At 63.2% G+C, this 21,478-nt stretch carries 15 protein-coding genes and 1 pseudogene; 3 read left to right on the top strand and 13 right to left on the bottom strand.

Annotation, left to right across the window (positions count from 1 at the left end):
* Positions 1 to 200: 200 nt before the first annotated feature.
* On the bottom strand, positions 201 to 926 hold the full coding sequence (locus tag Bsp3421_RS10970) for a response regulator transcription factor (protein ID WP_273995983.1): 726 nt from the start codon (positions 924 to 926) through the stop codon (positions 201 to 203).
* 598 nt (positions 927 to 1,524) lie between these two features.
* Here Bsp3421_RS10970 and Bsp3421_RS10975 point away from each other — a divergent pair.
* A complete protein-coding gene (locus Bsp3421_RS10975; RefSeq protein WP_273995985.1) occupies positions 1,525 to 2,133 on the top strand; it encodes a GntR family transcriptional regulator in 609 nt (202 codons plus the stop codon).
* A gap of 13 nt (positions 2,134 to 2,146) precedes the next feature.
* Here the strand turns inward: Bsp3421_RS10975 and Bsp3421_RS10980 are convergent, their stop codons facing one another.
* The 3 genes and pseudogenes from Bsp3421_RS10980 to Bsp3421_RS10990 form a co-directional block, all read right to left on the bottom strand.
* Complete coding sequence (locus Bsp3421_RS10980; RefSeq protein WP_273995987.1) at positions 2,147 to 2,995, bottom strand: EAL domain-containing protein; 849 nt, start codon at positions 2,993 to 2,995, stop codon at positions 2,147 to 2,149.
* A gap of 401 nt (positions 2,996 to 3,396) precedes the next feature.
* A pseudogene (locus Bsp3421_RS10985) lies at positions 3,397 to 8,508 on the bottom strand (beta strand repeat-containing protein); the annotation flags it as partial.
* Positions 8,509 to 10,000: 1,492 nt separating this feature from the next.
* Positions 10,001 to 10,288: an H-NS histone family protein gene (locus Bsp3421_RS10990; protein WP_273995990.1), complete on the bottom strand. Its 288-nt coding sequence runs from the start codon at positions 10,286 to 10,288 to the stop codon at positions 10,001 to 10,003.
* A gap of 499 nt (positions 10,289 to 10,787) precedes the next feature.
* Between Bsp3421_RS10990 and Bsp3421_RS10995 the strand changes: the two genes are divergently transcribed.
* Positions 10,788 to 11,498 (top strand): response regulator transcription factor, encoded by a 711-nt coding sequence (locus Bsp3421_RS10995; RefSeq protein ID WP_273995991.1) that lies wholly within the window; start codon positions 10,788 to 10,790, stop codon positions 11,496 to 11,498.
* Between the two features lie 376 nt (positions 11,499 to 11,874).
* The gene (locus tag Bsp3421_RS11005; protein ID WP_273995992.1) at positions 11,875 to 13,569 is read left to right on the top strand and encodes a tetratricopeptide repeat protein; all 1,695 of its coding nucleotides are present in this window, start codon (positions 11,875 to 11,877) and stop codon (positions 13,567 to 13,569) included.
* Between the two features lie 61 nt (positions 13,570 to 13,630).
* Here the strand turns inward: Bsp3421_RS11005 and Bsp3421_RS11010 are convergent, their stop codons facing one another.
* The 9 genes from Bsp3421_RS11010 to shc all read right to left on the bottom strand — a co-directional run bounded on the left by Bsp3421_RS11010 (position 13,631) and on the right by shc (position 21,468).
* Entirely contained in the window at positions 13,631 to 14,068 is a 438-nt protein-coding gene (locus Bsp3421_RS11010) for a nuclear transport factor 2 family protein (RefSeq protein WP_273995993.1), read from the bottom strand.
* 82 nt (positions 14,069 to 14,150) lie between these two features.
* Entirely contained in the window at positions 14,151 to 15,356 is a 1,206-nt protein-coding gene (locus Bsp3421_RS11015; RefSeq protein ID WP_337995256.1) for an MFS transporter, read from the bottom strand.
* A gap of 91 nt (positions 15,357 to 15,447) precedes the next feature.
* Positions 15,448 to 15,576 (bottom strand): hypothetical protein, encoded by a 129-nt coding sequence (locus Bsp3421_RS11020; RefSeq protein WP_273995994.1) that lies wholly within the window; start codon positions 15,574 to 15,576, stop codon positions 15,448 to 15,450.
* A 108-nt stretch (positions 15,577 to 15,684) separates the two neighbouring features.
* Complete coding sequence (locus Bsp3421_RS11025) at positions 15,685 to 15,933, bottom strand: DUF4148 domain-containing protein (protein ID WP_273995995.1); 249 nt, start codon at positions 15,931 to 15,933, stop codon at positions 15,685 to 15,687.
* A 167-nt stretch (positions 15,934 to 16,100) separates the two neighbouring features.
* Positions 16,101 to 16,307 (bottom strand): putative quinol monooxygenase, encoded by a 207-nt coding sequence (locus Bsp3421_RS11030; RefSeq protein ID WP_443111430.1) that lies wholly within the window; start codon positions 16,305 to 16,307, stop codon positions 16,101 to 16,103.
* A gap of 31 nt (positions 16,308 to 16,338) precedes the next feature.
* Entirely contained in the window at positions 16,339 to 17,373 is a 1,035-nt protein-coding gene (locus Bsp3421_RS11035; protein WP_273998349.1) for an NADP-dependent oxidoreductase, read from the bottom strand.
* A gap of 37 nt (positions 17,374 to 17,410) precedes the next feature.
* Positions 17,411 to 18,568, bottom strand: a complete 1,158-nt coding sequence (locus Bsp3421_RS11040; protein WP_273995996.1) for an iron-containing alcohol dehydrogenase — start codon at positions 18,566 to 18,568, stop codon at positions 17,411 to 17,413.
* Between the two features lie 151 nt (positions 18,569 to 18,719).
* Positions 18,720 to 19,319 (bottom strand): TetR/AcrR family transcriptional regulator, encoded by a 600-nt coding sequence (locus Bsp3421_RS11045; RefSeq protein WP_273995997.1) that lies wholly within the window; start codon positions 19,317 to 19,319, stop codon positions 18,720 to 18,722.
* Positions 19,320 to 19,464: 145 nt separating this feature from the next.
* Positions 19,465 to 21,468 (bottom strand): squalene--hopene cyclase, encoded by a 2,004-nt coding sequence (shc, locus tag Bsp3421_RS11050; RefSeq protein ID WP_273995999.1) that lies wholly within the window; start codon positions 21,466 to 21,468, stop codon positions 19,465 to 19,467.
* Positions 21,469 to 21,478 lie beyond the last annotated feature (10 nt).

The following is a 21,478-nucleotide window of genomic DNA, read 5'->3' on the forward strand; positions in this document are numbered from 1 at the left end:
GGGGCTGGCGAAGGTAACGGCTGGCAAGCTCATGACGGAGGTCGGATTGTGGATTCCGCACCGGACGTGGCTGCCCAGGCTGCCAGCCACGTGCGGACGGGCCTGCCCCTGCCTAGGCGAACTGATCAAGATCGACGGCAAGGACGCCGCGCCGGTGCGAGGTGGGACCGCCGTTCGGTTGAGGTCGACGCGGCTCCCTGTCAACAAGGCAGTGCAGCACCCGCCGCCGCCGCCGTGAACGAGTTGATCATATCGAGCCGATAGCCATGCATATACACGGCGCCCAATTGAAGGCCATTCTCGGGGCGAATGGCCAACTTTTGCCGAAGCCGGTAAATATGCGTATCAAGACTTCTAGACGTGCCATCAAGCGTTCTGCCCCATGCCAGCGTCGACAAAAGATCCCGGGAAACGACGTTGCCAAGATTATTGAACAAGCAGTTTGCCAGGGAAAACTCTTTCGTCGTCAACTCAACGATCTCGCCGCGGAAGGTCAAGGTCCGCGTCACCGAATCCAAGACATAACCGCCGACCTCGATTCGATTTGCGTTTTTCTTGTTGCGGCTGTTCCGACGCAGCAGAGCATTGATCCGCGCGGCCAGCTCGACCTCCCGGAATGGCTTGGCGATGTACTCGTCCGCTCCCGCATTCAGCGCCGCGACCACGTCTATCTCGAGGGTTCTGGCCGTCAAAAACAAGACCGTAGGCCCGTCGCCGAGATTCGCACGAATCCAATGCAGCAAATCGAGACCGCTGGTATCCGGAATCCGCCAATCCAGCACGACCAGATCCACCACATTTTCCCGGAGGAACTGGACTGCCCGCGTATTATCCTTGACTCTCGAAATTTCTCGATCGGATGCACGCAACGCCTTTTCGATGGCTGCGGCTTGATTAAGATCGTCTTCCACTAGCAAGATGCTCATCGCACTCTCCAAAATTCATTCTGTCCGAATGATCCCTGGTTAATTGAAAATCATTTTTTGCGCAAAAACAGACGCATACCGTGATTTCCCGCTAATGGAAAACCACCCTACCCTGAATAAATCAATTGTTTTTGTAAAGAAATGGTCTTGCGTCAATGACGTCTATTCCAATATGCGTGTCGCATATCCGGGGAATTCCATCCGTCGACGCAACGGCAGGCACTGCCGTCACCCAGACGAGGCCCTCTCGTACCCGTTGCCAGACGATCGGGCGGCTGCAACATCGGCCTGATGCCAAAATGATCAGGCACCGTTATCCATAAGATCAGGCCGACCTCGCCTGCCCTGCTTCTTGACATTTCAAATCTGGACATATCATCTGGATGTCACTGACATATCAGTAGAATACTTATGATCGGTCAGCGGGTCAAAGGTTGTAAACCCGTATAAGGACTGGAGCCCTTAAAGATGGAGTTGGAAACAACGGAGGATCACGCTAATATGTCAGTGATATTCTTCTAACTTGGCAGCGGACATGAACGGACAGATAAGTGCTTCCCTTGCGGATCAAGCCCACCAGAAGCTGGAGGAACTGATCGTGACGCTGGAGCTGGCGCCGGGCAGCGTTTGGTCGGAGGTGTCGCTCGCGGACAAGCTGAACACGGGTCGAACGCCGGTTCGCGAGGCCGCGCAACGCCTGGCCGCGTCGCATCTCCTGCAGATCGTGCCGCGTCACGGCATCATGGTCACGGTTCCCAGCATCCATGATCAGTTGCTGGTGCTCGAAACGCGTCGCGAACTCGAACGCCTCATCGCGCAGCGCGCGGCGCGGCGCGCCTTGCCCGAGGAGCGCGAACGGATGCGCGAGACGGTTGAGCAACTCGAGGCAGCCGGCGAATCACACGATGTCGTCGCCTACCTGAGAAGCGTGTACAGAGCCAATCAGCTGATGGCCGAGCTGGCGCGGAATCGGTTTGCGGCCGAGGCGATCGCCCCGCTGCATGCGCTTTCGCGGCGCTTCTACTTCATGCATCACAAGTATTTGAACGACCTGCCGCTGGCAAGCCAGTATCACGCGCGGGTTGCGCGAGCCATCGTCGACGGGGACGAACAGGAAGCCGGGGGCGCGTCGGACGCGATGCTGGACTACATCGAGATGTTTACACGCGACTCTTTTACGCGGGATTTCGAGCCGCATCGCGCTTGATCGTCGCGGCGGCTCAAATCAGCACGCCATGCTTCGCCACCAGCCCGCTGATTTCCGCCTCCTGCACAGGCTCGGAGACGTAATACCCCTGGCAATCAACCGGCGTCATGGTTTTCAGCCATGCGAACTGCGCTTCCGTCTCGATCCCTTCGATGACGACCTGTTTGCCTAAACGGCGCCCAAGCGAGATAAGCGCCTCGACCACGGCTCTTGATTCCGGATTCTCGGGAATATCGCGAATGAAGGATCGGTCCAGTTTGATCGTGTCGATCGAAAGCCGATGCAGCGCGATGAGTGACCAGCATCCTGCGCCGAAGTCATCGATTGCGACGCTCACACCCATGTTCCGGACCGAGGTGACGGCAGACGCAAACATGTCGATCGGGCCGGGATCGTTGGATTCCGTGATTTCGATCTGAAGCCGTTCGGCCCGCACCGCGCGAGAAGCGAGTGTCACGGCCAATTCATCGGCCATCCCGGGCCGCATGATTTCCTGGGCAGGTAGATTGATGGACAACGAGAGGCTGCCGTAACCGCAGGCAGTCCAGCTGGCGAGCACCCTCGCCGATTCCGCGATGGCGAACTCCGTGAAGCGCTGCGTCAGCGGCGAGTTTTCAACGAGTTCGATGAATGCAGACGGCATCAGGACGCCGTACGTCGGGTGGCGCCAACGTATCAGCGACTCGAAGCCGGACAGCAATCCTGGCTGGAGCCGCAGCTTGGGCTGAAAAACAAAGAAAAACTCCTTCTCATCCAGTCCACGCGCGGCATCGTTGACCAGGGTACGCGGGCAGCCGAGTTCGGCTGCCTTGCCGATGGTCGACGCTGCGGTCCCTATGCCACGTTTTCCGGTGTTTGACAAAATGCTCTCGCTGTTCGCTCAAGCTCCGGTCCGACCATGCCGCAACACGCTATTCCCAGGTTTGACGCCAAGCCTCTGCGTTGCAACCGAAACGTGGAGCAAAGTACTTTTTGCATAGTAATAGAGCGAATTCAGGGCGACTGTGAACGATTGCCACGCTTTGACTGGGCGCCCTTCCCTGCGCTTCAGATATCCGAATCCAAAAACCGAGGGAGCGTGTCAAGGCGAGTAGCGGCAGTGCCGCGGGGGTGGAGGCAACGCCGAGTGTCGGCGTGCCGCATATACCCGGCGACGCTGTCCGGTTCTGGAAATTCACCGCATTCAGCACGGATTTCGACGGCTTGTAGCTTGAAACGCCGACCGGCGCGCACCAACTGAGCGCGCCGGTCGGACGGCTGGCGTTACTTCCACTGATACAACATGCCCGCCCCGATCACCTTCTGGCCGCCGCTGAAGCCGCCGTTGAGCGACGCCTTCAGGTTATCGGTGATCCGTGCCTGCATATTGACCGCCATCGCTTTCTGACCGAGGAAGGTCGACGTGCCGACCCCCATCCCGAAGTTGGCGTCGCGGTCGAGTTGCGGGATCGACGCCATCGCGCCGACGGCTGCGATACCCTGCCGCGCCATCTGGTCGGTCTGCTGCAATTGCGAGCTGAGGCTGTTGATCTGGACCTGCTGGCTGGACAGCGCCGTCGACATGGTCGACTGCACGGCGTTCAGCTGATTCAGGTTGACCGCATCGGTGCCCTGCGTACCGGGCGCGACATTGATGATCTGCCGCTGCTGCGTGTCGCTGCCGACCGACACGACGTTCGAGCGGCCGCCGTCCGTCGAATTCGAGCCGATCGCCACCGAGTTCGAGCCGGCGGTGACGGTCGGCTTGTCCGAACCCGTGCCGTTCATGTCGGCCGCGACACCCGTTGAGTTCTGCGAAAGCGTCGTGTTGTTGATCGAGGTCGAAAGCGACGTCAACTGGTTGTTGATGTTCGCCACCCCGGTCGACAACGAACCGATGCTGGTCGACGTGGAACTGGACAGCTGTGCCACCGTGCTGTTGGTCGTGCTCAAACCCGTCGACAGTGAGGTGACTCCCGTCGACAGCGAGCTGATGTTGGTCGCCGTCGACGTCGACAGGCTGTTGAGCGCCTGATTCGTCGCGTTCAGCTGGCTGCCGTTGACCGCATCCGTGCTGGTCGCGGAGACCCGGCCGGCGGCGACATTGGTGACCTGACGCTCCGCGCCCGGTGCGCCCACGCTCACGACGCTCGTCGGCGAAGTGCCCGCGAAGCCGTACGAGACGCCGCCGATCGTGGCGCTGGCCGTCGGGTTCGGCGCGGCCGTGACCGAGCCGGAACCGAGCGCGACGTCGTTGGCGTTGTTCGCGACCGCATTCGAGCCGAACGCGAGCGAGCCGGCGCCGACTGCCGTCGCCGTGTTGCCGAAGGAGATCGAGCCCGTGCCGGCAGCCGTGCTGGCATTGCCGATCGCCAGCGCGTCATTGCCGCTCGCCACGCTCGCCGCGCCAATCGACACGGCCTGGCTGCCGCTTGCCAATGCGCCCTGCCCGATCGCGACCGCGCCGCTCGACGAGGCGTTCGCGCCGTCGCCCACCGCGACGCTGCTCGCGCCCGAGGCGCTCGCATTCGTCCCCGCGGCAAGCGCGTTGGTGCCCGTCGCGCCGTCGTTGTTGTAGTTGCCTTGCTGCGTGCCGTTGTCGTTCACGCTGTAGTAGTGCGTCTTCGCGGCGCTAATCGCGGTCGAGGTCGACGTCGACAAGGACGCAATATTGCTGTTCGTCGTCGACAGGCCGGTGGACAAGGAGCTGATCCCGGTCGAGGTCGACGTGGACAGCGACAGGACCGTGCTGTTGGTCGTGCTCAAGCCCGTGGACAAGGAACTGATGCCGGTCGAGGTCGACGTGGACAGCGAAACGATGCTGCTGTTGGTCGAACTCAAGCCCGTGGACAACGAACCGATCCCCGTGGACGTCGAGGTGGACAGCGACACGATCGAACTGGTCGCCGATGACAAGCCGGTCGACGTCGAAGTCGACAGGCTGTTGATCGCCGTGTTCGTCGAGAACAGTTGCGAACCGTTGATCGCATCCGTGCTCGTCGCCGTCACCTGGCCTGCCGCGACGTTCGTGATCTGGCGTTCCGCGCCCGGCGCGCCCACGCTCACCACACCCACCGGGGTCGTGCCTGCGTAGTTGTAGGTCACCCCGCCGACCGTGCCCGTGGCCGTCGGATTGGCTGCCGCCGTCACCGAGTTCGAACCCAGCGCCACGCTGTTCGCGATGCTGGCGACTGCGTTTTGGCCCAGGGCGACCGAACCGGCCGCGCTGGCGTTCGAGCCGTCACCCACTGCCACCGCGCTCGCGCCCGCGGCCGTCGCGTTCGTGCCCGCTGCCAGCGCGTTGATGCCCGTCGCGCCGTCGTTGGCGTAGTTGCCTTGCTGCGTGCCGTTGTCGTTGACGCTGTAGTAGTGCGTCTTCGACGCGTTGACAGCGGTCGACAGCGACGAGATCGAGCTGTTTGCGGTCGACAGGCCCGTCGAAGTCGAGGTCGACAGCGAAGCAAGGTTGCTATCCGTCGTGGACAAGCCCGTCGACAGTGACGAGATGCCGGTCGACGTCGACGTCGACAGCGAGGCAAGGTTGCTGTTCGTCGTGGACAAACCCGTCGACAGCGACGAAATGCCGGTTGACGTCGACGTCGACAGCGATGCGATCGAGCTGTTTGCCGATGACAGGCCGGTCGACGTCGAGGTCGACAGGCTGTTGATCGCCGTGTTCGCCGCGAACAGTTGCGAACCGTTGATCGCGTCCGTGCTCGTTGCCGTCACCTGGCCTGCCGCGACGTTCGTGATCTGGCGTTCCGCGCCCGGCGCGCCCACGCTCACCACACCCACCGGGGTCGTGCCTGCGTAGTTGTAGGTCACCCCGCCGACCGTGCCCGTGGCCGTCGGATTGGCTGCCGCCGTCACCGAGTTCGAACCCAGCGCCACGCTGTTCGCGATGCTGGCGACTGCGTTTTGACCCAGGGCGACCGAACCGGCCGCGCTGGCGTTCGAGCCATCGCCCACCGCCACCGCGCTTGCGCCCGCGGCCGTCGCGTTCGTGCCCGCCGCCAGCGCGTTGATGCCCGTCGCGCCGTCGTTGGCGTAGTTGCCTTGCTGCGTGCCGTTGTCGTTGACGCTGTAGTAGTGCGTCTTTGCCGCGTTGACGGCGGTCGACAGCGATGAGATGCCGGTCGACGTCGACGTCGACAGCGACGAGATCGAGCTGGTTGCGGTCGACAGACCCGTCGAGGTCGAGGTCGACAGCGAGGCAACCGTGCTGTTCGTCGTGGACAAGCCCGTCGACAGCGACGAGATGCCGGTCGACGTCGAGGTGGACAGCGAGGCGATCGAGCTGTTTGCCGTCGACAGACCGGTCGAGGTCGAGGTCGACAACGAGGCAACCGTGCTATTCGTCGTGGACAAGCCCGTCGACAGCGACGAAATGCCGGTTGACGTCGACGTCGACAGCGATGCGATCGAGCTGTTCGACGTCGACAGGCCTGTCGACGTCGAAGTCGACAGGCTGTTGATCGCCGTATTCGTCGCGAACAGTTGCGAACCGTTGATCGCGTCCGTGCTGGTGGCGGTGATTTGCCCGGCAGCGACGTTGGTAACCTGACGCTCGGAGCCGGCCGCACCGACGCTCACGACGCTGGTCGGCGTCGTGCCGGCAAACGAGTAGCTCGTGCCGGCGATGGTGGCGCTGGCGGTCGGATTCGCGGCGGCGGTGACCGAGCCGCTGCCGAGCGCGACGTCTCCGGCATTTTGGGCGACGGCGTTCGGACCGATCGCAACGGAGTTGGTGCCGAGAGCCTGGCTGTCCGCCGCGGTGGAATTCGCGTGGAAGTACTTGATGCCCTGGCTGTTGATGTTGTCGATCGCGGCGCCGACGTTGTTGGCCGTGGTGGTCGTGCCGTTCGCGTTGTACGTGGTGTACGACGGCGCCGAGATCGTGCCGGTCGCCGGATTATAGGCAGCGCCGCCGCCGAGCGCCGAGGCGGTGCTCGTGCCGAGGTTGTTCGTGGCTGAGACAGCGGTACTCAGGCCGGTGGACAGCGAGCTGATGCCGGTCGACGTCGAGGTGGACAGCGAAGCGATGCTGCTGTTGGCCGACGACAGGCCGGTCGACGTCGACGTCGAGAGCGACGTTACGGTGCTGTTGGTGGTGCTCAGGCCGGTCGAAAGCGAGCTGATGCCGGTCGACGTCGAGGTGGACAGCGAAACGATGCTGCTGTTGGCCGACGACAGGCCGGTCGACGTCGACGTCGAGAGCGACGTTACGGTGCTGTTGGTCGTGCTCAGGCCGGTCGAGAGCGAGCTGATGCCGGTCGACGTCGAGGTGGACAGCGAGGTGATCGAACTGTTGGCCGACGAGAGACCGGTCGACGTCGAGGTCGAGAGCGACGTGACGGTGCTGTTGGTCGTGCTGAGGCCGGTCGAAAGCGAGCTGATGCCGGTCGAAGTCGAGGTGGACAGCGAAGCGATGCTGCTGTTGGCCGACGACAGGCCGGTTGACGTCGACGTCGAGAGCGACGTGACGGTGCTGTTGGTGGTGCTGAGACCTGTCGAAAGCGAGCTGATGCCGGTCGACGTCGAGGTGGACAGCGAAGCGATGCTGCTGTTGGCCGACGACAGGCCGGTTGACGTCGAGGTCGAGAGCGACGTGACGGTGCTGTTGGTCGTGCTGAGACCTGTCGAGAGCGAGCTGATGCCGGTGGACGTCGAGGTGGACAGCGAAACGATCGAGCTATTGGCCGACGAGAGACCGGTCGACGTCGAGGTCGAGAGCGACGTGACGGCACTGTTGGTGGTGCTCAGGCCGGTCGAGAGCGAACTGATGCCGGTCGAAGTCGACGTGGACAGCGAGACGATGCTGCTATTGGCCGACGAGAGACCGGTCGACGTGGAGGTCGAGAGCGACGTTACGGTGCTGTTGGTGGTGCTCAGGCCGGTCGAGAGCGAGCTGATGCCGGTGGACGTCGAGGTGGACAGCGAGATGATCGAACTGTTGGCCGACGAGAGACCGGTCGACGTCGAGGTCGAGAGCGACGTGACGGTGCTGTTAGTGGTGCTCAGGCCGGTCGAGAGTGAACTGATGCCGGTCGATGCAGACGTGGACAGAGAGGTGATCGAGCTATTGGCCGATGAGAGACCGGTCGACGTCGAAGTCGAGAGCGACGTGACGGTACTGTTGGTCGTGCTGAGACCCGTCGAGAGCGAGCTGATGCCGGTCGACGCAGACGTGGACAGCGAGGTGATTCTGCTGTTGGTGGTGCTGAGACCTGTCGAGAGCGAGCTGATGCCGGTCGACGTCGACGTGGACAGCGAGACAATGCTGCTATTGGCCGACGACAAACCGGTCGAGGTTGAAGTCGACAGCGAAAACAGTTGACTGCCGTTGATCGCGTCGGTGCTGGTCGCGGTAACGGCACCGTTCGCAAGGTTGATGATGTTGTGACCGGTTACGTCAGTATTGCTGCCACTCAGCATGATGCTGCCCGGGGCATTCAGCTCGATCGTCTGCCCCGGCACAGAGCCCGTTGTGTCCGAACTGGTTGTCGTGGCGTTGTTGACCGTGATATACGTGACTGTCGGACCCGCTATCGCATTGCCTCCGGGGCCGCTTGCCGCGCCACCCATGTAGAGCACGTCACTGCCCGTCGTGCAGTCCATGTTGTAGGTACCGGTGCCGGTGGAAGACAAGCCGTAGGCCGTTCCGTTGGCGCAAACGGTAAATGCGGCGGCAAACACCGAGGTCGGTGCGAAGATTACGGCCCCTCCCAACACCGCGGCGGTCAGCATCCGGACTGTGGCCCCCCGCCCTTTCGCACTTGGCAGTGCAACCGCAATCGCGCGCGCCACCTTCGCCTTTCTGCCCTTAGAGGAATCAATTTCCGACGCAGCCACCCACGCGCCGAGCGACTCATTCCAAATCGTCTTGTATGATTTATTCAAAATATATACCCCTTATATAAGAACTATCAGCAGCGTGACCACAGGTGTCGGCTCAAGTCTTGCCGCAAGCAACAACGTTTAAAAGCTGTACTTCTGCCGTGTGGCTTTCCAAGTCGGCATGGCGGCATAGCGATCAAGCTCCCCCCCTTACTACAAAGACGAATCATTCGTCACGCGCGAAATAACATGCGAACCTGCAACTGGCAACGCTCAAATAGATAGAGGTATTTAAAGAATGGGAGCATCTTCCGGCGCACGGCATGAGATCGAGGGCTTATCTTTAATCGGATTCGATCGTGCGCCTGGTGGCCCCATCTCTTTTATGATTCGATTGGATGATATTTATCGACGGATCGCGCAAAGAAAACTTTTGTCACGAAAATTTTTAAAAAATGTAAATTATGACAATCAGTTCAAATTGTCATCTCGCCCCATATATAAGTCATATCGATTGCCCTAATGATTTAAGACTCGACAAAGGCGCGCTTGCCGCAAACCTGGCGGATTTACCAGGGACAGCGTATTGGTGTGAAATAAGGGAGCGAAACCAGGAATTGCCATCGAAACAGTGCGCCTCAAGATGGGGGCTGCGCTGGATGGAAGAAGGATTGGTCAACGGGGCATCTGAATCGCGTCGGGCACGTCAGACTGGGGAGGACAATGAGAATCGCAGGACGCAGCTGACCGAAAGCCGTGCGGAACCCTATGCCCGACTCATCCTTGGCATCGAGGTTCGCCCGTGCCGAGGGGAATGCTTGATGGGTTATGAGGTGAAACGTACTTCGACGAATCTATTACCGTCATGCCTATAGGCAGGCGAGATTCCGGCCGATAACCGCGCCGCTGGCCAATGCGCGAGTAGAGCCCTTCTCTCGCAGCGATCGGCCTAACGAGGCTCTTCGATGCCTTTCCGAGACCATGTCACGCTGCGAACGCGGCCCGCCCGATCGGCGAATTGAATCAACCGGGGGGCGCTGATCCGACCCGATCAGAAATTATTTATTTCAAATTGCTTTCGATCTTTGTCGCGAATCCAGTCGGGTGCGCGCCCTGATCCCGACCACGTGGCGCCGCTGACCGGGTCGAAGTAGCGGACCCGTCGCTTGGTCGCGCGCCGGAGGATTTCCGCAGGGAAAATATCTTCCGGCAGGAAACTAAACTCTCGAATGCAATACTGAATTTCCTGCAGAATGGCCTCCGCCGCGATCCGGCGCTCTTCGGCAAACTGCGACTCCAGTTTAGATTTCTGCTCTAGGTATTGTCGATAGGATTCCATGCTGCATGCTCGCGGTTATCTGATTTCCGATGGCCAGAACAGGCAGACGCCGACATCTTGTACTTCATGCTCCCCGGTCACGGGACGCTTGCCCTGCCCTTCACGATGCCGCATGGCGCACCGGCAATCTGTACGACGAGAACATGACTTCCAACATGCCTCATCGTACGAGCAAGCTCGAACGACAAGAATGGTCAACATCAAACCCTTAAATTCATGGCAACAACCTTTAGACCACAGGCTATAGGCATGACCGTCGCCAATTGAAAACATTTGTCACATCGAGATGTACAGAATAAGAATATGGCTTTCATTCAGAAATGTTGACAAATCATGCCGTGAAAAGTGCGATTCTTCAGCGCGTACCACATGGTCAAATGATTTGAAATTATTTGAAACAATTTCCCGGCAAGAGCGGTTCATCTTGCCGGAGGAATGAATCGACACTTATGCAAACCAGTTTTTGCAAATCTGTGCAACCCGAAGGAAAGCGGTCGCAATGAGAATACTGTCCCTTGATGATGAGCCATCACAGGCACAACTTATCCGCGAGACGTTGATCACCGAAGGATTTGATGTACGGAGCGCTGTCGCCAGCGCCGAAGCCATACGTTTCCTCGAAACCGACATCTTCGATCTGGTCGTGCTTGACTGGAACCTGCCGGACATGTCCGGGCTGGAGGTGCTCGCCTGGATCCGCGCCCGGGTCGGCAGAGACCTTCCCGTGCTGTTCCTGACCAACCGGGTGCGCGAGGACCAGCTCGTCGTCGCGCTCGAGGCTGGCGCCGACGACTACATGGTCAAGCCGGTCCGGCGGAATGAGCTGGTTGCGCGAGTCCGCGCCCTGCTGCGACGCGCCTATCCCGTCACTTCGGCGCCCATGTCGCTCGAAGTGGGCCGTTATCGGCTCGATATTGCAGGCGGAACCGTGTTCCTGGACGGCGAGCCGATCAAGCTGACCTTCCGGGAGTTCGGCATTGCCGTCGCGTTATTCCAGAATTGCGGCCGCGTGATGCCGCGAGAGCGTTTGATCAAATCGATCTGGGGCCGCGACTCCGATCAGATATCACGCACGCTCGACACGCACATCTATCGCGTGCGCACCAAGCTCCACCTCGGCCCGCAAAACGGCGTCCGGCTCCGCGCTGTCTACAATCATGGATACCGGCTGGAGCTGCTCGATGCAAAGGAATCGGAGAGCGTCGAGTAGACCCTCCGCGGGCCCCCGCCGCCAGGCAGGTTGCATGAGCGATCCAGTCGCGGGAACGGAACGGGAGGCTAGCTGCAGCACACCAATGTGCTGCTTGGCGCGCTGATCGCGCCGAACGGTTCGCCGGACATCATCTATCGCGCCTGGTGCGCGGCGCGCTTCGGGCTGGTGATCTGAAAGCGCGGAAATCTGACGATTCGCCCTGCTTGGCCGAGGGCCGCCACATGGTCGATCCCGAGTCTCGCGAGCGCGTCGGTGCTAGACTTTCTGGATACTTGAATATCGACGTCGATACGTAGCAGTACCGCTCGCACGATCGCGAAAGCGTCATTGGGCTATGCGCCCCTATCGAACCCACGCATACGCACTCTCATTCATGTCCCTGTTCCTGACCGCATATGCCATGCATCAAGCCGGGCGTTTCCAGGAGGCTGCCGACGGCTATCTCCAGGTGCTCGCGCACGAACCTGAGCACGCCGATGCGCTGCATCTGCTCGGCCTGCTACGCTCCGACGCGGGCGATTTGGCCGGTGGCGAGGCATTGATGCGTCGGGCACTGGTGCAGAGCGAAGCCCCTGTCTATCTCGTCAACCTCGGCAATCTGCTCTTGAAGCAAGCCCGTCTCGAAGAGGCCGAAGCAATGTGCCGCCGCGCAGTCGAACTGGGGCCTTGCTACATGCGGGGGTACTACACCCTCGGTAACGTGTTGATGGAGCGTCAGCGCTTCGTCGAAGCGGAAGCGGCATTTCTGCGCGCACTCGAAATCGATCCCCACGCGACCGGCGTGATGAACAATCTCGGCACGATCTACGTGCGCGACAAACGGTTTTCCGACGCGGACGCGGTGTTTCGACGGGCGCTCGAAGTCGATCCGCACTTGGTGCACACGCACTACAACCTCGGCCTGCTGATGTTGCGCACCGATCGCCCTGATGAAGCAGAACCGGCCTTGCGCCAGGCACTCGTGATCGATCCCGCGCATGTCGACGCGCGCAACAATCTCGGTACGGCACTCAGACTGCTCGAGCGGCCAGCACAAGCCGAGGCGGCGTACCACGAAGTGCTCGGGTGCAGGCCGGATTTCGCCGATGCGCACTGGAACCTCGCGATCCTGCTGCTCGCCCAGGGGCGCTACGAGGAGGGCTGGCCGCACGGTGAGTTTCGTTACCGTGCGGGCAGAACGACGCGCGCCGATGCCTCGGTCCCGCAGCTCCACTACCCGCAATGGCAGGGGCAGGCGCTGATCGGCAAGTCGCTCGCAATCTGGCCTGAGCAGGGCTATGGCGACTACCTTCAGTTCGTGCGCTATGTGCCGCTGCTGAAGGCACGAGGTGTAAAGCATCTCACCTTGATTTGCCCGGAACCGCTCGCAGCGCTGCTCGCGACGGTCGATGGAGTGGACGAGGTCACGACGTCGCTCAAGCCTGCGCGCACCTACGACTACTGGTCGTTCTTCATGAGCCTGCCGCTGTATCTCGGTACGACGGTCGACACGATCCCCGCGTCGCTGCCATATCTGCGCGCACCACCGGCGCGACTCGAGCGTTGGCGCAACCGCTTGCCCGCCGAAGGCTTCAAGGTGGGGCTCGTCTGGCGAGGCTTCACGGGACATCAGAACGACGACGCCCGCTCGTTGCCGGGCCTTATGACGCTTGCGCCGTTATGGTCGGTGCCGGGCGTGCGTTTCATCAGCCTGCAGAAGGGCGCGGCAGAGGAAGAAGCCGCTCGCGCGCCTGCGCATCTGCCTGTCATGCCGGTCGGGCCGGACCTCGCGGACTTTGCGGACACGGCAGCCGTGATCGCCCAACTGGATCTGGTCATCACCGTCGATACCGCCGTCGCCCATCTGGCGGGTGCGCTCGGCAAATCGTGCTGGGTGCTGCTGTCGAAATACTGGACCGACTGGCGTTGGATGCAGTCGCGCAGCGATTCGCCGTGGTATCCGCAGGCGCTGCGTCTGTTTCGGCAGAGCCGTCCCGGCGACTGGGACGAGGTCGTGCGGCAGGTCGTCGCGGCGCTCGACAGCCGGGTCGCGCAGGCACAAGCGGGTTCTCGCAATGAGTCTGCATGATGCGTGTTCGCACGCATCATGAACCGGAGCGGATGCCAGTCCGATCAATGGCCGCTGCCGCTCACGTCGCGGCCTTGTAGGCGGGCAGCTTGTCGCCCAGCCGCGCTCCCATCTCGGCGCCGAGCGCCTGCAGCGCATTCAGCGGGCGCACCATCACCTCGAATTCGGCGATCTTGCCGTGCGCGTCGAAGCGGATGAAATCGACGCCCTTGAGCTTGCGTTCGCCCACCCGTGCGCTGAATTCGAGAACGACGCTGAGCCCGTCGTCGCTCACCAGTTGGCGATGGTAGGCAAAATCCTCGAGCACGCGGATGACGGTATTCAATGCAAGTGTCAGCGCCGCGGCCGACTGGTAAGCCGAAAAAGCCATGGGCGAGCGAAACTCCGCGCCGGGGGCGACGATCGATGCCAACTCGCTCAAATCTTGCTGCTCGACCATCCGATGCCACAGATTCAGCGAATCGACCACGACCGGATGAAGGTGTTTCGGTGGCTGCATGCTCCTCTCCCAGATAGGCCGCCCTTCAGCGGCGATTTTCATTTGATCGGATCAGGCGGGTCCATGCGTCGAGACGCGGGCGTCAAGCCGCACCCGGCTGTTCCATGCGCCGGGTCGCGAGCGAAATGCTCAACGCCAATCCCACCAGCACGATCGTCGCGCCGGCGAAAATCAACGTGGCCCGTTCGATGCCGACTTTTTGCACCGCCACGCCGAGTGCGATCACCGGCAGTGAAATGGCGACGTAGAGCACGACGAAGAACAGCGACGTCACTTCGGCGCGCCGGTCCGGCGGAGCAGCCGTGGCGATCTCGCTCAAGCCGGACCGCAGCGAAATGCCCTGCCCGATTCCGGCCAGCACGCTTCCGACCAGCAACGCGTCCAGCGAGCTTTCCCGCACGCTGAGCGCGATGGCCAGCAAGCCGCCGATCAGCCCGGCGCATCCGGCCAGCAAGCGCCAGCGCGCGGCGATCCGCGCCTGCGCGATCTGCCCGATGGTGGAGCACACGAACACGAGAAACACGATCGCGCCGATCAGCACGCCGTTGTGAAGATGCAGCGAGGCGCGGATCAGTTGCGGCGCGACCGCGGCGAAAAAGCCGACGACGGCAAATCCGGCGAAGCCGGCCATGGCCGCGGGAATGAAAACCGGTCGCACGGCATCGGGAAGCGAAAGGCGCTGCAGGCCGAGCTTCCTGCGCGCGGGCAAGCGTGCGGTCTCGGGCACCAGGCACACGCCCACCGCCGCGACACCTACGAGCAGCAGATGGGCTGCATACGGCAGGCGCATCGGCCACGGGAGCCATTCGACCAGCATGCCGCCGAGCAGCGGGCCGCAGCCCAGGCCGAGCATGTTGGAGGCAGTCGCCGCCAGGGTCGCATGCGTGCGCCACGCGGGCGGCGTCGCTTCGATCACCGCTACCGTGGCGGTGCCGGTGAAGAGCCCGGCGGACAGGCCCGACAGGAACCGCGCGAGCATCAGTGTCGACACGCCGTCGCTCAGCAGGAACACGACGGACGACAAGGCCGAGGCAAGCAGCCCGGCAAGCAGCATGCGCCGCCGTCCCAGTTGATCGGACCAGTTGCCGACCGTGAGCAGCGCGCCCAGCACGCCGGCCGCATACACGGCGTAGATCGTCGTGACGAGGGTGGGCGTCAGCCCATAATGGTGTTGATAGTGCCCGTAGATCGCGGTCGGCAACGTGGTTCCGCTCATGTTGATCGCGAACGCCGCGATCAACATCGCGAATGCGCCCGCCGGATGCCGGGCATGAAAAGTCGATGTCATCACTCTATCGTCTATCGTGGAATGCGCATTCGAGGGACTGCGTGGCGAGCCGCGCCGGGTGACGCGCGATGACATGGCCGCACGCGCGCGGTCATGCCTCGATGATTTTCAGCAACGGATACGGCGCATCGTTATTCTGTTTCTGCGGTGCGCAATCGGGCGGGACGCGCGCGGGTGAATCGCCGCGCAAGCCGTCGCGTATCGCGTGGAGCGACAGCATGCCATATCGACTTCTTTCCGGATAGCGCATGCGCGTCGTTCACCCGTGCCGGGTGCGGCTGCCGGCACGGCCTCCGCGCCGTCCCGTCTTTAGAGCAAGCATTCGGGTTTATCGGACGAAGTGCGCATAGGCGTCGTTGCGCGCGACGTCGCGTCGCCGGTTGGCGGCGATATCGGCCTGATTCATGGGCGGCGACGGATACGTTTGCTTCATGTCCTGCGGCAGCCTGGCATCCAGAAATGCCTGATAAAGCTCCGCCCTCACTTGTTCCCGCGTGAGCGCGCTCTGCGTTTCCGCGAATGCGGAAGTCATCGCGCAAGCCATCACGCATATGGACAACACGGTATTGATACGCATCGCTTCCTCTCGTTCGCACGACGGTGCGCGCCGGTTTGCAAGCCGGCGCGCACCGCGACCTTGTTTCGCCCGCCTGCTCACCGATCGGTCGCCTGCTCCGCGACATCGGCCGCCAGGAGGGCCTTCACGTCCGGCGCCTCGACCAGCCAATCCGCTACCTTGGCGCGCTAGGCGCGGTGCGCGTCGATCGCGGCTTCGTCCCGACAGGTTTCGAACAGGTGAAATCCCGGTTGTCCGTCCGCCTGCCGGAACAGGTCGTAGCGAAGATTGCCCGGTTCGGCGCGGGTCGCCGTCACCATGCGCCGGAGTTCAGCCTCGACCGCGGCTGCATGTTCCGGCTTCGGGATCAGGCTGACGAAGAGATGGATGCGCATGGATGGGCTTCCTCACGCGGTGCGCCGGGCCTCAGGCGTCAGCCACCTTGATGACGAGCTTGCCGAAGTTCTCGCCTTCGAGCAGGCCGATCAAAGCGTGCGGCGCCTGTTCGAGGTCGTCGACGACATCCTCGCGCAGCGTGACCCTGCCGGCCTCCACCCACTCGCCCATTTCCCGGAGAAATGCCGCGTAGCCGCTCGCGTAGTGGTCGAGGATGATGAAGCCCTGCATGCGGACCCGCTTCGCGAGCAGCACGCCCGCGAGCAACGGCAAACGGTCCGGCCCCGGCGGCAGCGCACTGGCGTTGTAGTGCGCGATGAGGCCGCAAACCGGCACGCGCGCGCCGGCATTGAGCAAGGGCAGGACGGCGTCGAACACCGCGCCGCCGACGTTCTCGAAGTACACGTCGATGCCGTCGGGACACGCCTTCGCGAGTTGGTCGGCAAAATCCGGCGCGCGGCGGTCGATGCAGGCATCGAAGCCCAGTGTTTCAGTCACGTAGCGGCACTTGTCGGCGCCGCCCGCGATGCCGATCACCCGGCACCCTTTCAGCCGGGCGATCTGTCCGACCACGGAGCCCACGGCGCCGCTCGCGGCCGCGACGACCACGGTCTCGCCCGCTTTCGGCTCGCCGATATTCAACAAGCCGTGATACGCGGTGAACCCCGGCATGCCCAGCACGCCCAGCGCGTGCGACGGATGCGCGACGTCCCGGCCGAGCGGCATCAGGTCGACGCCGTTCGACACGGCGTAATCCTGCCATCCGCTTGCGCCGAGCACGAGATCGCCGGCCGCGAACCGCGCGTGATTCGACGCGACGACCCGGCTGACGGTCCCGCCCACCATCACGTCGCCCAGCTCGACGGGCGGCGCATACGACGGCGCATCGCTCATGCGGCCGCGCATGTACGGATCGAGCGACAGATAGAGCGTGCGCAGCAGCACTTCGCCGTCGCGCGGCGTCGGCACCTCATGGGTTTCGAGACGGAAGTCGTGCGGCGTCGGCGCGCCGGACGGACGGGCGGCCAGTACGATGCGGCGGTTGATGGATTCGATTTGCGGCATACATGTCCTCTTCGATGAGACGATGGCTTGCGATGGGTTACAACGCGCCTTCCAGCACGCGTCGACTGACGTCGAGCGTGACATCCTTGTGCTCGCCCAGTTGCGTCATGCCGTGTTCGCCGAGTTGCGCGACGAGTTGGTCGATTGCCTCTGCACCAACGCCGTAATCGACCAGGCGCGTCTTCACGTCGAGGCGTTCGAAAAACGCGCGCGTCGCGTCGATCGCCGCATCGATGCGCGCGTCTTCCGTGCCGTCGGTGATGTTCCATACGCGCGCCGCGTACTGGAGCAGCTTCGCGCGCTTGCTGTCGCGCCGCACCTGCAGCATCGAGGGCAGCACGACCGCGAGCGTGCGCGCGTGATCGATGTCGTAGCGCGCGGTCAGCTCGTGGCCTACCATGTGCGTCGCCCAGTCCTGCGGCACGCCCGCGCCGATCAGGCCGTTCAGGGCGAGCGTCGCGACCCACATCAGGTTGGCCCGCACCGCATAGTCGTGCGGCTCGGCCAGCGCTTTCGGGCCGATCTCGATCAAGGTCTGCAGCAGGCCCTCCGCGAAGCGGTCCTGCGCGAGGCCGTCGGCGGGATAGGTCAGGTATTGCTCGACGATATGCGTGAACGCGTCGACGACGCCGTTCGCGATCTGCCGCGCCGGCAAGGTGTAGGTTTTGGTCGGATCGAGAATCGAGAACGCCGGGAACACGTGCTCGCTGCGAAACGCCAGTTTCGCGTGGGTCGCGCGGCGCGTGATCACGCCGCCGCTGTTCATTTCGGAGCCGGTCGCGGGTAGCGTCAGCACGCTGCCGAACGGCAGTGCGTCGCGCACGTTCGCGCCATGCGTTTCCAGGATCTGCCACGGTTCGCCATCGAACAGCGCAGCGGCGGCGACGAACTTCGTGCCGTCGATCACCGAGCCGCCGCCGACCGCGAGCAGGAACGCGATGCGCTTCGCCTTCACCTGCTCGACCGCCTTCATCAGCGTCTCGTAGGTCGGATTCGGCTCAATGCCGCCGAACGTTTCGACCTCGCGCGCACCGAGCGCGGCGCGCACTTCGTCCAGCGTGCCGGTCTTTTGCGCACTCGCGCCGCCGTACAGCACGAGAACGCGGGCGTCGCGAGGAATCAGTTCGTCGAGGCGGGCCACCGTGTTCTCGCCGAAGAGGATGCGCGTGGGGTTGTAGTAGCTGAAATTCTGCATCGTGCGTTCCGATATATTAGACCAGTCGTCTAGTTTGGCGATCAAAAAAAGATACGCGTGAGCGTATCGAAGTACGTGTGTGTCCTACTGGCGGCGTTCTCGAGGGCGCCGGATTGGACGCCGACCGGCAAGCCGCCGCCCTGCTCTTTCCCTAGTGCCCGGGAAGTCGCAGCATCCGCCGGGTCGTCTTCATGGCGGTCTGCAATGCCGAGCCGTCGCGGCGCATCTTTTCCAGCAAGGTCGCGCCCAGCCACAGTTCGTAGAGCATCACGGCGGTTTCCCGTGGCTCGATGTCGACCGTGAGCGAACCGTCTTCGAGCGCGACGGCCAGGCAGGCGGCAAGCCGATCGACAATACGGTCGGTGCCGCGCTTCAGCGCGACGCGCATGGCCTCGGACAGGTCGCACACTTCCGCGCCCAGCTTGACCGCGAGGCATTTTCCTTCGGGATCCTTGCCCTCCTGCATCGCCTGCCAGGTGCTCCAGTAGCGCATGAAGCGCACCGCGGCGGGCTGGGCATCGGGTTTGAACAGGCGGTCGATATGCTCGATGTAATCGGCAAAGTACGATTCGAGAATGGCTTCGCCGAACGCCTCTTTCGAGCCGAAGTAGTGATAGAACGAGCCCTTCGGCACGCCCGCGGCGGCCAGGATCTCGTTCAGACCCACGCCCGAGAACCCCTTGCAGAGCATGATGGGCTTGGCGGTGTCGAGGATGTGTTGCCGCACGTCGGCGGCGGTGCTTGCGCTCATGCCGCGGATGATAGCATCGAATTAGACCGGTCGTCTAAATGAATGGGCGGGGTTTCGCTTCACCGGGTTCGCGGCGGGCTCGATTGCGAGGCCGCCGCTCCGGTCGTGACGCCCGGCGATGCCCGCATGCGCGCGGACAACCGACTCAGGCCGCGACTTCCGCGATCCGCGTGGGCGCGGTATCGACTGCCGTCTCGTTCAAGCGCCGGTATCGCGCGAGCGCCCACAGCGGGAAGTACGCGGTGTAGCCGTGGTACTTCAGATAGAAGATGCGCGGGAAGCCCGGCGCGTTGTGCGAACGATGCCACCAGAAACCGTCGTCCTGCTGCACGGACAGCAGATAGGCCACCCCGCGCCGCACCGATTCCGACTGGCCGTCGCCGAACGCCATCTGTGCGAGCAGCGCCCATGCGGTGCAGTTCGACGTGCTTTCGCCGCCGTTCGTGCCGGCGAGCGTCGGATCGCTATAGCTGTCGTTCGTCTCGCCCCAGCCGCCGTCGGCATGCTGCCGCGCGCGCAACCACGCGAGCGCGCGTGCGATGTACGGTTGCGACGGGGCCTCGCCCGCCAGCGCGAGCCCGGCCAGCACGCTCCAGGTGCCGTACAGGTAGTTCGTGCCCCAGCGTCCCCACCAGCTTCCGTCCGGCTGCTGCGTCCGCTTGATGTACGCGATGCAATCGCGGATCACCGCGCGGTCGCCCCGTTGCCCCACCACGCCCAGGCACAGCAGCACGCGGCCGGAGACGTCCTCGGTCGGCGGATCCAGCAGCGCGCCGTGATCGGCGAACGGGATCGCGTTCAGATAGAGCCGGTCGCAATCCGCATCGAACGCGGCGAAGCCGCCGTTGCGCGACTGCAGGCCACGGATCCAGTCGAGCGAGCGCGCCACGCGCGCGGCGTACGGATCCGTGCCCGTCACCCGTTGCTGCGCGCGGCCGCGCCGATGCAGCATCGCGGCCACGACAGCGGTGTCGTCGATGTCGGGGTAGTACGGATTCGCGTACTGGAACGCCCAGCCGCCGGGCGGCGTGTCGGGCTGCGCATTCTCGATCCAGTCGCCGTCCAGCCCATCGACCTGGCGCATCGCGAGCCAGTCGTATGCCCGCGTGATCCGCTGACGCGTCGCGCGCACCGCCTCGGGCGTATCCGTCACCACGCATGCCTGTTCGAGCGCCATCGTGCTCCACGCGGTATCCCACACGGGCGACAGGCAGGGTTGGCAGTACACGCTGCCGTCCGCACGCGTGACGAGCAGCTTTTGCAACGCCGCCTCGCAGTCGCGCCGCAGCGGATGATCGTCGGGATAGCCGAGCACCTGCATCATCTCGTATGCATAGACGATCGGCGGGAAGATCCCGCCGAGCCCGTCCTCGCCGTTCATCCGTTCCGCGCACCAGGTTTCGGCGTGGCGAATCGCGCGCGCGCGCAGGCGGCGCGGGATCAGCGGTTCGAGGTGGCGCACCACGCGGTCGAGCGCGAGGAAGGCGCGGCGCGCGCCCCCTGCCTTCGGAAAATAACTGCGCTCCTGGTCGGGCGGCGTCACGAACAGTTCGGCGACCGAAATGCCGCGCGGGTTGCGCGCGCGGGCCTTGAGCGAGCACAGCACGAGGAGCGGCACCATGGTCGTGCGCGCCCAGTAGGCGACCTTGTACATCGAGATCGGCACCCACTTCGGGAACAGCACGAATTCGATCGGCATGAACGGCGTGGCGCGCCACGGCACCTGGCCGAAGGTGGCGAGCAGGATCCGCGTGAACACATTCGACTTCGCCGCGCCGCCCAGGCCGAGGATCGTCTCTCTTGCACGCGCCATGTGCGGCGCGTCCTCGGCATCCCCCGCCGCCTTCAGCGCGAAATACGCCTTGACGCTGCATGACACGTCGGGCGCACCGTCGACGTACAGGGCCCACCCGCCGTGCGTGTCGAGCCGCTGCGTGGCGCGCAGGTAGCGCGCCATCTTCTCCTGCAACGCCTCGTCGATCCTGTCCATGAAATGCATCATCAGGATGTATTCGGCGGTGATCGTCGCATCGGATTCCAGTTCGAAACACCAACTGCCATCGGCTTGCTGGCGGCGGACGAGCGCGTCGCGGCCGCGCACGATCGCGGCGTCGAGTGCGGGAAGCTGGGGGGAAAGGTGCGGATTCATGCGCGCATCA

Source organism: Burkholderia sp. FERM BP-3421 (genome assembly GCF_028657905.1).
GTDB lineage: Bacteria > Pseudomonadota > Gammaproteobacteria > Burkholderiales > Burkholderiaceae > Burkholderia.

What these genes read in the sequence shown, in the direction of transcription:
- Bsp3421_RS11020 (WP_273995994.1), bottom strand. Translation starts at nt 15,576, where the DNA reads ATGCTGTCGCTCCACGCGATACGCGACGGCTTGCGCGGCGATTCACCC.
- Bsp3421_RS11030 (WP_443111430.1), bottom strand. Translation starts at nt 16,307, where the DNA reads ATGCGCATCCATCTCTTCGTCAGCCTGATCCCGAAGCCGGAACATGCA.
- Bsp3421_RS11025 (WP_273995995.1), bottom strand. Translation starts at nt 15,933, where the DNA reads ATGCGTATCAATACCGTGTTGTCCATATGCGTGATGGCTTGCGCGATG.
- Bsp3421_RS10995 (WP_273995991.1), top strand. Translation starts at nt 10,788, where the DNA reads ATGAGAATACTGTCCCTTGATGATGAGCCATCACAGGCACAACTTATC.
- Bsp3421_RS10990 (WP_273995990.1), bottom strand. Translation starts at nt 10,288, where the DNA reads ATGGAATCCTATCGACAATACCTAGAGCAGAAATCTAAACTGGAGTCG.
- Bsp3421_RS10970 (WP_273995983.1), bottom strand. Translation starts at nt 926, where the DNA reads ATGAGCATCTTGCTAGTGGAAGACGATCTTAATCAAGCCGCAGCCATC.
- Bsp3421_RS11035 (WP_273998349.1), bottom strand. Translation starts at nt 17,373, where the DNA reads ATGCCGCAAATCGAATCCATCAACCGCCGCATCGTACTGGCCGCCCGT.
- Bsp3421_RS11005 (WP_273995992.1), top strand. Translation starts at nt 11,875, where the DNA reads ATGTCCCTGTTCCTGACCGCATATGCCATGCATCAAGCCGGGCGTTTC.
- Bsp3421_RS11015 (WP_337995256.1), bottom strand. Translation starts at nt 15,356, where the DNA reads ATGACATCGACTTTTCATGCCCGGCATCCGGCGGGCGCATTCGCGATG.
- Bsp3421_RS11010 (WP_273995993.1), bottom strand. Translation starts at nt 14,068, where the DNA reads ATGCAGCCACCGAAACACCTTCATCCGGTCGTGGTCGATTCGCTGAAT.
- shc (WP_273995999.1), bottom strand. Translation starts at nt 21,468, where the DNA reads ATGAATCCGCACCTTTCCCCCCAGCTTCCCGCACTCGACGCCGCGATC.
- Bsp3421_RS11045 (WP_273995997.1), bottom strand. Translation starts at nt 19,319, where the DNA reads ATGAGCGCAAGCACCGCCGCCGACGTGCGGCAACACATCCTCGACACC.
- Bsp3421_RS11040 (WP_273995996.1), bottom strand. Translation starts at nt 18,568, where the DNA reads ATGCAGAATTTCAGCTACTACAACCCCACGCGCATCCTCTTCGGCGAG.